This is a genomic window from Halomonas colorata (assembly GCF_014897985.1).
Taxonomy (GTDB): Bacteria; Pseudomonadota; Gammaproteobacteria; order Pseudomonadales; family Halomonadaceae; genus Vreelandella; species Vreelandella colorata.
Window position 1 is genome coordinate 40,907 of the sequence record NZ_JABUZA010000018.1, and the last position, 13,658, is coordinate 54,564.

Consider the following 13,658-nt stretch of genomic DNA (forward strand, 5'->3'; position numbering starts at 1 on the left):
TTACTGCGTGCTTGTAATCATGAGAGACAATACTCATGAGTGACCGTGTTCATGAATGACTATGATAGGCTGGTAGTTTAAACGTTCACCTCACAGGATGCCGAGATGACGCTACAAGCTCCACCGAACCGGCTAAATAGTGACGGCAAAATACGCCACATAGGCGTTGAGATTGAATTTGCCGGCCTGCCGCCGCGCGACACGGCCCTCGTCGTTCGCGATCTGTTTGGGGGTGAGCTTAACGTGGTCAGCCCTCATCGGCTACTGGTTGAAAATACTCGCTGGGGCGTATTTGGGATTGAACTGGATACTCAGTATGCCCATCCCGACCAGGCATTACTGGATGAGCATCGCGACTCCGATAGCGAATGGCAGCGTCACCAGCAGCAACGCCGTGTCGAGTTTCATCAAAAAACCCGCGAGCTGATCGGTGATATGGTAGCAGGCTTTGTACCCACCGAGCTCGTCTGCCCGCCGGTTCCCTGGAATGAGCTTGAAGACCTGGATGCTATTTTTCAGGCATTGCGAGACCAGGGTGCCAAAGGCACCGATGCCAGCCTGCTGTATGGCTTCGGCTTGCACCTTAATATTGAGGTGGAGTGTACAAGCGCTAGCTACCTGCTGGCGATGATGCGCGCCTATTTGTTACTGGCCCACTGGCTGCGTGATGAAATTAAAGTGGATATCACGCGGGAAATGCTGCCTCACGCGAACCCGCTTCCCAAAGAGTACGCTTTAAAACTACTCGATAGCCGCTATGCCCCAGATCTTGATACCTTTATCGACGACTATCTGGTGCATAACGCCACGCGTAATCGCGAGCTTGATCTACTTCCATTATTTGCTCACCTGCGCCCCGACCACCCCCATGAGTTGCTGCATACCAAGCTTATAAAACCCCGGCCTACCTTTCACTACCGGCTGCCCAATGCTCAGCTTTCTCAACCGGGCTGGGGCGCCGTGGCTGAATGGAACCGCTGGGCTGAAGTAGAAAAGCTTGCCGCCGATAGCGTGGCACTTCGTGCGCGCTGTGATGAATATATCGCCGAGCACAGCCGACCGTTTCTAACGCGCTTAAAAGATAAACTGATGAAACTGGTTCGCCGCCGCTAGAGCAGTTTTTGGGCAGCACGCTACTTATTGACGACTCAAGAGAATCAATCTGAATGTCCCGGCCGCTTATTGGAATTACCACCTCAGATTATAAAAGCCAGCTTGCCTGGTGTTTTGACTGGTTTGCCGTATGGCGCCATGGCGGAAGACCCTTACGCCTTTCCCCTTCACGCCCACTACCGGCGTATCTGGATGGTTTGATTATTGGGGGTGGCGACGATATCCAGGCATCACTTTATGGTGGCGAGTTACAGCTTGATGTACGCCTGGACCCTGCCCGTGATGAATTAGAGCTTGCCCTGCTTGAGCGCTTTATTCCGTTGAACACGCCTGTCCTGGGGATCTGCCGGGGCGCGCAGTTAATCAACGTACATTTAGGCGGCACGCTGGATCCTGACATCTACACAACCCACGAAGGCTTAAAGCGCAGGCGCACGGTACTGCCCCGTAAAACGGTCGACATTGTAGGCGCAAGCCAGCTCTACCAACTACTGGGCGTTACTTGGTGCCGTGTAAATAGCCTCCACCATCAGGCAGTTAACGAGGCAGGCCAAGGGATTGCGATTGTCGCTCGTGACCGCGACGGGCTTGTGCAAGGCATCGAATCGCGTGAGCATGACTTTTTGATTGGTGTTCAGTGGCACCCGGAGTGGCTGATTTTTAATCGCCCCCAGCAGCGTCTGATTCGCGCGCTGCTGGAGGCTGCCAGAAAGTGTCAGAAAAGCGCTACGCCTTAAGTACTGCTAATGCCGCCTCATAGTCAGGCTCGTTTTTAATTTCACTGACCAGCTCGCTATGCAGCACGCGGTTATCCATATCCAACACCACGACGGCTCGCGCGCACAAGCCCTCCATGGGACTATTGCGCAGAGCAACGCCCCAGGCTTCTAAAAATTCCGGGTGACGGAAAGTAGACAGCGTTTTGACATTATCCAGCCCTTCCGCGCCGCAAAACCGCTTGGCGGCAAACGGCAAGTCTGCCGACACGACCAGCACAACAGTGTCGGTAAGATTAGAGGCCAGCTCATTAAAGCGCCGTGTGGACATGGCACACGTCGGCGTATCGACGCTGGGAATAATATTGAGGACCTTGCGCTTACCCGCATAGGTATCCAGCGTTACGTCTTGAAGGTCGCTGTTGGTGAGCACCATGGTTGGTGCGGTTTGCTCGGCAGCAGGAATAACCCCAGCCACATCCATCGGTTCACCGGCACGCATAATCTGTTGCATTGCACTTCCTCTATCAGACTGATTTGAGAAGGGATTCCCTGCTCATGTTGGCACTCGCATCATCCCATGTTTGACCCCATTAATACCCGTTACGTGTCATGCTCGTGGTAGGCTAATGGGCACTTTATGATGTGACCTTATAATGCGCGGAAGGGTTTGTTTCGTCTATTTATCTGGCTAACCGAGAATCAACATGGCTTGTGTCGTAATCGTTAAAACCGGTGATGCGTTTCCTAATGTCGTCGAACAGCACGGTGATTTTGAAACGCTTTTTGAAAAACAACTGCGCGAGTCGCTGCCCGAATCTTTGACACTTCACGTGTGGGATGCCAAACGAGACCCCACGCCCGTGCCGCTGAAACAGCTGGCAGGCATCATGATTACCGGTTCACACAGCATGGTTAGCGATAAAGAGCCTTGGAGTGAACGGCTAAAACCCTGGCTGCAGGATGCCCTTGAAGCAGATATACCCATGCTAGGAGTATGTTATGGCCATCAGCTGATGGCGGCGGCCTTAGGAGGTACTAGCGACTATCACCCCAATGGGCGCGAGTTGGGCACCCATAGCGTGGCTCTGACGAATGCCGGTCTTAACGACCCGCTGTTTGGTCAGCTACCCGAGCGCTTCAAGGCCCATCTGACCCATGCTCAGTCCGTGTTATCGCTGCCCGAAGGCACTGAAGTGTTAGCCTGCAATTCACATGACGCGCATCAGGCGTTGCGCTACGGCCCACGCCAGTGGAGCGTGCAGTTCCACCCAGAATTCACGATGCCTGTGATGCGCGCTTATATAGATGCCCAGCGTGGGATTTTAATTGATCAAGAAAAAGACCCTGAGGCAATTGCCGCTCAGGTGGCCGAAACGCCGGACGCGACGAGCCTGTTAAAACGTTTTGTAGCGCTTCTAGCGCCATAACGTCTTACCGTTTTAGCTGGTTTACATTCAGATAGTTTAAATTTAGACAGCTTAATTTAGATACTTTAAAACAAGGAATCCTGAAGCTGCTTTGTACGCTGACCACGTCGCGAGGCGAGCCTATCTGCCAGGCGAGTAGGCTCTGGCAGCTTGGTGCGCCCCAGGCAACGCATTACCCAGTCAAGTGATGTTTCAAGGCTGATACGATGCCCAGGTGACACAAACACGGGCTTTACCTTGGCCCGCGAGCGCAGCACGGCGCCGATCGTGTCGTTACCTGCCCGCAGCGGCACCCAGTCTCCTCGCGCCTCCCCGACCTCAGCGTATTTTCCATACAGGCGTGATTTAGCGATTCCGATGGTGGGTAAATCCAGCCACAGGCCTAAATGCGCAGCAATACCCAATCGACGCGGATGGGCGATACCCTGCCCGTCCACCATAATCAATTCAGGCATGATGCTGAGTTTTTCAAACGCCCCAAGCGCTGCCGGAATTTCCCGAAAGGAAAGCAACCCCGGCACATAGGGCATCCGCGTTGGCTCGCGATGAACGATCTGCTCAACGACGGTTAGGTCAGGTGCTGGTGCCGGATCCCATTTCAATAACACCACGGCCGCCCGCGTGGTCGCTCCATCGTCTTCAAAGCCAATATCCATTCCAGCAATATGTGCGACCGGGTCAATACGATCTGCAAGCTCCAACTGTTTAGCAAGCTGCTTTTGCAGCGCGATGGCGTCCTTGGGTAACAAATTCCACTCGTGAAGCGGCGCGTTCATTATCGACTCCCTGTCGCGTGTATCCTTGATGCATTTCTACCTTCAACCTCTTTAAGGGTAGCAAAAAAATGCCCCCGCACCGTTTCCGGGCGAGGGCATTTTAGACGCGGCGTTGACCGCTAGTAACCGCTTAAGCGATTACGCTTCGCGACGACGGACCGGCGCGTCACCATCATCACGACGACGGCGCGGAGCGCGATCCGGCGCGCTGTCTTCACTGATTTCAAGCGGGCGACCGGCGACACGCGCACGGGCCATCTTGGTCAGGATAGTAGCGGGCAGACCGCTAGGTAACTCAACGACAGAGAAAGCGTTACGAATATCGATACGACCGATACGTGCACCTTCAATACCGCCTTCATTGGCCAGCGCGCCTACCAGCTGGCCTGGCTTGACACCATCTTTATGGCCAACGGATACACGGTAGCGGGTCATGCCTTCGCTGGGTGTGCGAGAACGCTCACCACCACGTTCTGCGCCACGCTCACGACGAGCACCTGGCTTGGCACTGCTGCCGCCTTCACGCGGTGCACGCTCTTTACGCGGCGCCTGCAGGCGACCGATCGGTGCTTCATCAGCACGCGCCATTGCGCCAAATGCACAGGCCAGCACGATCGGGTCATGACCCTCGGCCACTAGACGCTCAACCAGTGCCAGCTGCTCTTCGGCACCTTTGGTCAACGCGGCAACCACACGATGGTGGAAGACTTCATCACGGTGAGCGCGAATAGCGGCTTCGTCAGGGAGCGGCATTTCGGTCATTTTCTGACCGGTTGCCTGTTCCATCCAGCCTACTTTACGACCTTCACGGAAACCGGCAAACGTAATCGCGATACCGCTACGGCCAGCACGGCCGGTACGGCCAATACGGTGCGTGTAGGCTTCTGCGTCTTGCGGCAGGTCATAGTTGATAACGTGCGTAATGCGCGGCACGTCAAGACCACGAGCGGCAACGTCGGTTGCAATCAGCACGTCAACCTTGCCACGCTTCAAGCGCGTAATGGTGCGCTCACGCAGGCTCTGGTCAAGATCACCAGAAAGGCCTGCAGCGTTAACGCCACGTGCGGTTAACTGCTCAACCAGCGTAGTACACGCCGCACGGGTGCGAACGAATACGATCGCCGCATCAACCGCTTCGACTTCAAGAATGCGCGACAGCGCTTCAAGCTTGGCACCACCATCAACACGTACAATGCGCTGCTCAATGTTTTCGCCAGTCGTCGTGCGCGACTCAATCGCCACTTTTACCGGATCAACCAGATAACGATTAACAATGCGTTCAATTTCAGTCGGCAGGGTTGCCGAGAAGAACACACGCTGAGCATCTTTCGGGGTATCGGCGACCACACGTTTAACGTCGTCGATAAAGCCCATGCGCAGCATTTCGTCAGCTTCGTCTAACACGAGGGCTGACAAACCATCCAGCTTCAAGCTGCCACGGTCCAGGTGATCGATAATACGGCCAGGGGTGCCAACGATGACCTGGGCACCGCGCTTCAGCGCGCCTAACTGCTCACGATACTCTTGACCACCGCACAGGGTCGCAACTTCAAGACCCTGCAGGTTTTGACCGTACTTACTAAAGGAGGCTGCAACCTGCTGAGCAAGCTCGCGGGTTGGTGCCATAACTAACACTTGTGGTTCACGACGTGTCAGTTCTAAACGCGACAATAATGGCAGTGCAAACGCAGCGGTTTTACCGGTACCCGTTTGTGCCTGGCCCAACATATCGCGGCCTTCCAGCAGCGCAGGAATAGTTTGCGCCTGGATTGGCGAAGGGGTTACATAGCCCTGTGCTTCAACAGCAGACAGAACGGCAGGCAATAGAGCCAGATCGCCGAAGCTCGGCGAGGCGACAGAAGTCGAGGTCATTAATCACACCTTGGTAGGCCGGTCGTACCGGCAAAAAACATCATAAGCGTCTCTGACTCTGACATCGACGCGCTAAACAAGGCAGCATCGAAAAACAGGTTCCGTTAAACGGATTAATGTCATCAGTGGAGTCGGAGACGCCGGTCGCACCTAGCATCCGGTTGGCAATACCGTCATTACGGGCCAACCGCTGTGGCGACCTTCTGCGCCGATTTCACCCGTTTGGTGAAATGCTGGAGGCGCGCCATCTTCACAGCAATGAACATCTGCATTATCGAGATGTTCCCGCAAGCCTTGCTACGTATCCAAATATAAAATCACGTAGTCAAACGCTTATCGTCGTGATGGAGGGGTCAACACATGCGAGGAGCGCGCATCCTAACACCGCAATAGACGAATGGCTAGTTTTTTTACTTCACCCAAATCAAACAACTTCACTTGCACTTGTTTAAATATCGTCTAACTTAATAAGTGCCTAAACATGTTCAGCAATTATTCAAGGAGCGATATATGAACTGGGATCAAATCGAAGGCAAATGGACGGAAATGAAAGGCAAGGCCCGTTCCAGCTGGGGTGAATTTACCGACGACGACCTTGATCAAATCGGCGGTAAAAAAGATCAACTAGTTGGTAAGCTTCAGCAAAAGTATGGTCTTGAGCGTGAAGAGGCTGAGAAACGTGCTGATGATTGGGCCAACGGTCTGTAGTTATTACGTAGTTACTACATAGTTACTACATAGCTATTTTTGGGTAAATCGATTTTTAGGTGCTGAGCAAACGGATCCTTCCCTTACTTGGCACCTGCTGATGCTATTAGCTACATGGAGAGATGCTATGCGTAAATCAATGCTAACGACCGCTATCGGAACTGCACTTTTAGGCAGCTTGGCATTCGGTGTGCAGGCGTCCCAAGAGCCTCAGGGTATGTACTCTGCAGAAGACATCCTTGATGCCGAAGTTTATTTCGCCAATGGTTCGGATGATGAGATTGGGGAAGTTGAAAACATCCTGTTCGATGAAGAAATGCGTATTAATGCGCTAGTTATTGAAAGTGGAGCGGTATTAGGTCTGGGTGGCCGCGAAATCGTGGTAGGCACCGACTACTTCTCACTTGAAACGCATACTGAAAGTGATGGTGACACTGAACATCGCATTATGCTTAATGCCACTGCTGAAGAAGTGGAAGGCTTCCCAGCCTATGATCGTGACTGGTGGGAACAAACTAAGGCTAATGCACGTGACGCCTGGGAAACCACCCGGGATGGCGCGCAAAGCGCTTGGCAATCAACCCGTGAAGCCGTATCCACTAACGAGTAGTACCGTCTTTCGTAACGAGCAGTCGCGATGACTGTTAATGAAGCGAAGCTTATGATTAAAAGGGCTGCCCACTGGGCAGCCCTTTTTCATGCAGCATTATCACCATACTCGCTGCTCTTTTTTGTCTACTGACTGGACCGTACGCCCTGCCCCGGCAGCCGGTTACGATCATGAGGACGTTCAAAATCAAGCTGCGGCCCGGCGGGTACGATGCGGGTTGGATTAATCGTGTCGTGGCTATAATAGTAGTGACGCTTTATATGATTCATATCCACCGTTTCGGCAACGCCCGGCCACTGATAGATCTCACGCACGTAGTTAGCCAAATTGGGGAAGTCTTCTATGCGCTTGAAATTGCATTTGAAATGGCTGTAGTACACTGCGTCAAAACGGATAAGCGTGGTAAACAGACGAATATCGGCTTCCGTTAGCCATTCACCCACCAAATAGCGCTGTGTATCCAGACGCTTTTCCATGCGCTCCAACGCTTCGAACAACGCTTTTACGTGCTTTTCGTAAACCTCCTGCTCAGTGGCAAAACCCGTTTTATATACGCCATTGTTGATATGGTCGTAGACATCCGCGTTTACCGAATCAATTTCTTCGCGCAGATCGTCTGGGTAAAAATCCAAATGATTATCAGTGAGCTCATTAAAGGCGCGATTAAAAATACGTAACAAGTCCGCAGACTCATTATTGATAATGGCATTGCGCTGCTTATCCCACAGTGCCGGCACCGTGACGCGTCCAGTATAGGTAGGATTAGTCATGGTATAGAGCTGATAGTGGTAATCAACGCCGTTAACCACATCGCCACTTGAGCCTTCATCCTGCTTGTAGGTCCAGCCTTTATCAAGCATCAGAGGGCTTACATGCGATACGCCTATTAGGGATTCAAGCTCTTTCAGCTTACGTAATATCAATGTGCGGTGAGCCCAGGGGCAGGCCAAAGAAACGTATAAATGGTAGCGATCTTTTTCAGCGGGAAAGCAAGCACCGCCAGTTTCTGGCTGATTGCCAACCCAGTCACGCAGCTGAGCCGATTCACGCACAAATTCGCCACCGCTCTTTTTGGTGTCGTACCACTGATCATGCCATTCGCCATTAACAAGCAGACCCATAAAGCATCTCCTGACAGGGTGATTAAAAGCCAGCTATAGGCCAGTATGCATTAAGCATAATCCTGTCGAGCAGATGCTCAAGCGGATGTTTTAACGCGTTTCATTCGAGAGAATCGAACCGTTCAGGACATAGCTCCTCGACAGCTTGCTTTAACGCGGCGGCCATCGCATGCGCCGCGGGCCCCGCACGGTCCCGGTCACGAAAAATTATCTGAATAGGCACTTCACGGATACTGCCTGCGGTTAATGGCAGCGGCTTTAACTTGCCATGAAAAATTTCATCAGCAATACGCGTTTCCGGCATCCAGGCAAACCCCAGGCCACGCTTCAACATATCGAGCGACGTGTTTAAGTGTCCCACTGTCCAGCGCTGCTCGGCTTTTAACCATCCAGCGTCGGTCGACTGACGCAACGCTGAATCGCGCACGACAAGCTGGCGATACTGCGCCAGGTCACGTAAATCAAGTGCTCGGCCCAACTGATGTAGCGCATGATCAGGATGGGCCACCGCAATAAAACGCACGCTAACCAACGGTTCGCCTAAAAAGCCTTGTGCCTCCATCCCCGATATCACTAAATCGGCGCGCCCATCGTAAAGCATTTCCGTGCCACCATTGAGTACGCTTTCATGCAACTGAACGCGTACCTGGGGGTACATTTCGGAAAAGCGTTCCATGGCCTTGGCCTGTGCTGCGGCGGGAAACACCTGGTCAATCGCCAACACGATTTCAGCCTCCAAGCCCTCCGCCAGCCGTGAGGCAACATCTTCAAGTGAAGCCGCACTTTCAATGAGCTGACGCGCACGGCGAAGCAATAACTCCCCCGCTTCGGTTAAGCGAACCTGCCGCCCAATGGGTTCAAGCACCTGAACACCTAATTGCTCCTCAAGCTTATGAACCGCATGATTCAGAGTGGAGGGGCTTTTATGTACTACTTCTGCCGCACGCGCAAACCCCCCATGGTCAACGACGGCTGCCAGCATTTGCCATTGTGCAAGTGTCACCCGGGACATTTCGACTCCCTCGATGCTAAATCGCGAAACCATCCGCTTAATATTCGAAAAACCATGTCTATAATGCCAATAATCATTAATAAGTACTGCTAATTTAGAATTAATCCAGCAAAAATAATGCTTAAAAAGCCTTATGCACATTAATCAAAGCCGTTTCGCGCCTTGATGCGTGAAGCAGTATCAAGGGGGGCTTGATTAGCCTTCTCAGTGCCCCTATTAATAATGTCCACGCTGAGTAACGTGGGGGGAACAAATTGCCCCGAAAAGCCCCTAGTTAACTTTTTGTTACAAAAAAAATGATTTCCACTTGTGCATTCGATTTCTACCAGACCGTTGATAAGCTTCAGATTAAGTTTTCCGAAGGTCAAGAAATTGCTTAATTTATTTTAAATAAAAAATAAACCATTGATTTATAGTATAAAAATATACATTAAATTTATTCTAAATTTTTTAAAACCAACTAATCGTCATACAACCTTTACATCGCGCTGTGCTTGTCTATGATTAGGTCATTAATTAGCGCCAGTTTAAGCTTGGCATGGGCAAGAGAGTAAACCCTCAGAAAATGGTTTTTGGGTCGAATCGTTTACCTTTATTAGCAAACAGTGTTCAAAAATAGTAATGTTAGTTAGCTTTTTCTGCTTTTTAGCAGAAGTATCCTTTATGTATGGATATACAGTCTATGAACCCCCTTCCTCATGGGGTATGGTTCCGTCTACTTTCATGTTACTTTTTGATCACGAACTTGGCGGTCTATTTACCCATGTTGCGAATCCTCCATTCGCTGCCCCGCACGCATAAATTGTTACTGTTACCTGTGGCGACTATGGTCACAGTGCTGGGCGCACAAAAGTTAATCACTACATATCAAGATTTAAATCAGCCCCACACTCCGCTGGAAAGCGTTTTAGTACCGCTTCCCAGCGATTCAGCGCCGGGCATTCCTTCTCTTAATCAAGAGCGAACGCCTGTCGCTGATGCCATCAATCGAGCCACCCGCGCGATTGATGCCACCCGCGAACACATTCCACTAAGCGATTTAACGGTTAAAGAAATTGTTGATCTGGACGTTATCTCAAGCGCAGAAGCCTCTCTAGCAGATCATCGTTCGCCTAGCACTCCAACATTACACAACAGCCCCATCGATAACGGCGCACTGCACATGGCCATCGTTGTCGGTACGCTGACGAGCGGCATGCTCGATATCGACCCTAGCTCTTCTGTCGAAATCGCCGATGCCACTTCTTATGAAGATTACGGAATCGATCTGTTTGGCGATGTCTCGTTTCTGGAGCTTGAACTTGCTGCGGAAGAGCCGTTTGTACCGGAATGGAAAACACATATTGTTGAATCCGGTGAAACCTTCGCAGTGCTGGCACAAAATGAGCTGGGTTTAGGTTATAGCGAAGTATTAACCCTGCTTGATGATTTGCCCGAACCGAGAATGCTGACTAATTGGCGCGCAGGCCATAGTTTCGACTATATGCTCGACGAGAGCGGTCGCCTGTTATCACTTCGTATGATGAAAAACACCCGCGACGGGGTGTTGGTCGAAAGTGAGGATAACCAGTTTGCCGTAACTGCCATTGAGCGTCAGGGAGAACCGGTTCAGCGCTTATATGCAGGTAGCGTTAGCGGTAGTTTTGCCCGCTCCGCTCAAGCCACCGGCCTAAGTAGCGGCTCAGTCACCGAGCTGACCAAACTGCTGGAGAAAAAGCTGGATTTCCGTCGTGACAGCCGCCGTGGCGATCAATTTCAGGTTCTGGTCGAATCCGACATGATTGAAGGCGAAGCGCTCGACTCACGCGTTCTGGCGGTGAAATACAACGGCGAGCGCATGGACCTGACCGTAGTTCGCAATGCTACCGACGACCACTTCTATACACCTGATGGCAATAGCCTCGACCCCTCGTTTGCGCGCTACCCGTTTGAGGGCAGCTACCGCTTGAGCTCGAACTTTAACCCTCAGCGTAAGCATCCGGTCACTGGCCGCATAAGCCCACATAATGGTACCGATTTTGCCATGCCGATTGGCACCTCCGTTATTGCCCCGGCTAACGGCCGCGTCGAGCGGGTGGCCAATCATCCGGCAGCAGGGCGCTACATCGTTGTACGCCATGATAACGGCTACCGCACGCGCTACCTACACCTTTCCCAGCCGCTGGTGAGTCAAGGCGATCGGGTAACCATGGGCGAACGTATCGCGCTTTCTGGCAATACCGGCCGCAGCACCGGCCCTCACCTGCATTATGAAGTCATCGTCAACAACTCACCGGTAAACGCCATGTCGATAGATTTGCCTGAAGACATGGGATTAAACGGCGATACGCTGGTTGCCTTCCAGCGTCAGGCCGAGCCGATGCTTGCGGCGCTTGAAAGCGGCCAAACGGGTACCATCAGCGTTGCAAATTATCAGCCAGAGCAAGATGCTGAGTAACCAGATGTCTACTTAAGCCATACCCATTAACGCCGCCCAATTTTGGGCGGCGTTAATGTTTCTACCTTACGTAATACTTCTACCACATGGAGAAGCGCAAACCTGAGCATCTCCTATATACGCTGGCGCGTGCGGATCAATTTACACAGCGCGTTGCAGTGCAGCCAATAGCGAGGCATCGCGGCGGTAGATATCCGAGCGGAACTCTACTTCCCCCTGAGCATTAGGCCAGGCGGTTAAGTAATGCAGCGCCACAGGAATGCGTTGAGGCAGATTCACGTTACGGTCGCTACCGCCGCTATTTAAAAGCGTACTGAGCTGATAGCGGCTGCCACTATCCTGTAGCAACATCTGGGCGAATTCACGTACTCCTTCCACGCGTACGCAGCCTGAGCTTAACGCGCGCTGATTACGTCGAAAGAGCCCCTGTGCCGGCGTGTCGTGCAGATAGATCATGTCATTATTGGGAAAGCGCACTACCACCCGCCCTAAAGGATTGCTGTTACCTGCGACCTGACGCAGCATAATGCCACCAGGGCGCTGCCAATCCACTTCGGCGGGGTCTAGCTGTGCGCCGGACATATTAATCACCTGCATATTATGCTGGGCCAAATAGTCGGCGTTCTGACGTACCCGGGGCAGGACATCTTCTCGCATGATGGTGGGCGGAATCGTCCAGCTGGGATTGATCGTCAGATGGCTGATAGATGAATGGATAATGGGCGTTTCACGACGCGAAGACCCGACGACCACCCGAGCATTCCACTGCTGGCCGTTTGGCCGGATATAGTGCAGCTGGTAGCCTGCAATATCTACCCAGACACGCGGCTCACTAGACTGCATGGGGCCTATCCAGCGGGCACGCTCCAGATTGACCCGCAACTGATCCACCCGAGAGGTAGCGGTCGCATTAAGCGCCAGGCGCGTTTGCTCACCCACGACGCCGTCCTCTTTAAGCTGGTGGCGGCGCTGAAAACGTTTTACCGCCGCTTCAAGCTCGGCATCAAAAGTGCGCTTATCGCCCCCAGCCACCTGCACACCGATCATCGGGTAGGCACTGCTATCCGCTGTGAGCAGGCCGGTTTCCCCCCAAAGTGTCAGGCGCTGGCGCAGTGTGGTCACGTCATCGTCGACATCTCCCGGACGCAGCGACTCCTCCCGCGCACCAAGGTAGGGCGCACTGCCCAAGGTAGCGATGTGCCGATACTGGCTTAACGCCTCACGCAGCTGCTGATACTCGCTGGAGGCTGGCCGCGCCAAGCTAAACGCACGCTCTAAATCCTGATCATCAACCGCGTGAGTGACTCTCAAGAGCGAGTAGTGCCGCTCAGGGCGCGCAACGTCCCAGCTGGGTTCAACGTCTCGGGGGTTAACCTTGCCACGTTCCAGATGATCAAGCGCCAGCAGCAGCGCCTGGGTTGCCTGAATGTCGAAAGCTGCCTGAGCAGACTCCCCAGCATTCTGGCTATTTTGAAAAGCGCTCATCAATCTGTCAGCACGGTAGTCCGCAGGATTCAAACCATCGCTTTCAAGAGTATTAAGTGCAGCAACCAATGCTTCTACTGCTGATTCACTCTGCCAAGCCAACGTTTCGTTGCGCAATTGATAAAATTCTTCAACCGGCAACTGCCCTTGGCTGCCGATCTGGCCCTGCTGAGTAAGTGCTTGTTGAAGCAGCTCATTAGCCGCGTGCGCTGGCATTATTCCGAAGGGGATTTGGGACAGCGCCAGACCTAGAGCGGCCCCTATCGCCCATTGTCTTAGTGACTGCATCTCGTTCATCACCCTCTCCTTGCGTTACTATAAGTTCCCATTCGCGGCATGCTTACTTTTATCATAGCCGTTTACTTATTTTCGTCATCG

Annotated in this window: 12 protein-coding genes; 6 read left to right on the forward strand and 6 right to left on the reverse strand. The window is 52.6% G+C overall.

Annotated elements, in window-relative coordinates:
• Nucleotides 1-105: 105 nt before the first annotated feature.
• Together INT33_RS10820 and INT33_RS10825 are read left to right on the forward strand one after the other, a co-directional pair.
• A complete protein-coding gene (locus INT33_RS10820) occupies nt 106-1,113 on the forward strand; it encodes an amidoligase family protein (RefSeq protein ID WP_192538025.1) in 1,008 nt (335 codons plus the stop codon).
• A 53-nt stretch (nt 1,114-1,166) separates the two neighbouring features.
• Nucleotides 1,167-1,850, forward strand: a complete 684-nt coding sequence (locus tag INT33_RS10825) for a gamma-glutamyl-gamma-aminobutyrate hydrolase family protein (RefSeq protein ID WP_192538024.1) — start codon at nt 1,167-1,169, stop codon at nt 1,848-1,850.
• Here INT33_RS10825 and tpx read toward each other — a convergent pair.
• Complete coding sequence (gene tpx, locus INT33_RS10830) at nt 1,840-2,343, reverse strand: thiol peroxidase (RefSeq protein WP_192538023.1); 504 nt, start codon at nt 2,341-2,343, stop codon at nt 1,840-1,842. The genes INT33_RS10825 and tpx overlap by 11 nt on opposite strands.
• Before the next feature lie 193 nt (nt 2,344-2,536).
• Here tpx and INT33_RS10835 point away from each other — a divergent pair, with 193 nt between their 5' ends.
• Nucleotides 2,537-3,259 carry a glutamine amidotransferase gene (locus INT33_RS10835; RefSeq protein ID WP_192538022.1) on the forward strand — a complete coding sequence of 241 codons (723 nt, stop codon included), beginning with the start codon at nt 2,537-2,539 and terminating at the stop codon, nt 3,257-3,259.
• Between the two features lie 65 nt (nt 3,260-3,324).
• Here INT33_RS10835 and nfi read toward each other — a convergent pair whose 3' ends face one another.
• Together nfi and INT33_RS10845 are read right to left on the reverse strand one after the other, a co-directional pair.
• Nucleotides 3,325-4,035, reverse strand: a complete 711-nt coding sequence (nfi, locus tag INT33_RS10840) for a deoxyribonuclease V (protein WP_192538021.1) — start codon at nt 4,033-4,035, stop codon at nt 3,325-3,327.
• A 138-nt stretch (nt 4,036-4,173) separates the two neighbouring features.
• Nucleotides 4,174-5,907, reverse strand: coding sequence for a DEAD/DEAH box helicase (locus INT33_RS10845; RefSeq protein WP_192538020.1), 1,734 nt, complete (start codon nt 5,905-5,907; stop codon nt 4,174-4,176).
• A gap of 510 nt (nt 5,908-6,417) precedes the next feature.
• Between INT33_RS10845 and INT33_RS10850 the strand changes: the two genes are divergently transcribed.
• Nucleotides 6,418-6,615: a CsbD family protein gene (locus tag INT33_RS10850; protein ID WP_192538019.1), complete on the forward strand. Its 198-nt coding sequence runs from the start codon at nt 6,418-6,420 to the stop codon at nt 6,613-6,615.
• A gap of 127 nt (nt 6,616-6,742) precedes the next feature.
• Complete coding sequence (locus tag INT33_RS10855) at nt 6,743-7,225, forward strand: PRC-barrel domain-containing protein (protein ID WP_192538018.1); 483 nt, start codon at nt 6,743-6,745, stop codon at nt 7,223-7,225.
• 125 nt (nt 7,226-7,350) lie between these two features.
• Here the strand turns inward: INT33_RS10855 and INT33_RS10860 are convergent, their stop codons facing one another.
• Both INT33_RS10860 and INT33_RS10865 read right to left on the reverse strand, forming a co-directional pair.
• Nucleotides 7,351-8,346, reverse strand: coding sequence for a glutathione S-transferase family protein (locus tag INT33_RS10860; RefSeq protein WP_192538017.1), 996 nt, complete (start codon nt 8,344-8,346; stop codon nt 7,351-7,353).
• Nucleotides 8,347-8,446: 100 nt separating this feature from the next.
• Nucleotides 8,447-9,358 carry a LysR family transcriptional regulator gene (locus INT33_RS10865; protein ID WP_193091865.1) on the reverse strand — a complete coding sequence of 304 codons (912 nt, stop codon included), beginning with the start codon at nt 9,356-9,358 and terminating at the stop codon, nt 8,447-8,449.
• Nucleotides 9,359-10,121: 763 nt separating this feature from the next.
• On the opposite strand from INT33_RS10865, the gene INT33_RS10870 reads away from it, so the two are divergent.
• A complete protein-coding gene (locus tag INT33_RS10870) occupies nt 10,122-11,795 on the forward strand; it encodes a peptidoglycan DD-metalloendopeptidase family protein (RefSeq protein ID WP_192538056.1) in 1,674 nt (557 codons plus the stop codon).
• Between the two features lie 141 nt (nt 11,796-11,936).
• Here INT33_RS10870 and INT33_RS10875 read toward each other — a convergent pair whose 3' ends face one another.
• Nucleotides 11,937-13,577 (reverse strand): L,D-transpeptidase family protein, encoded by a 1,641-nt coding sequence (locus INT33_RS10875; protein ID WP_192538016.1) that lies wholly within the window; start codon nt 13,575-13,577, stop codon nt 11,937-11,939.
• Nucleotides 13,578-13,658: the final 81 nt, after the last annotated feature.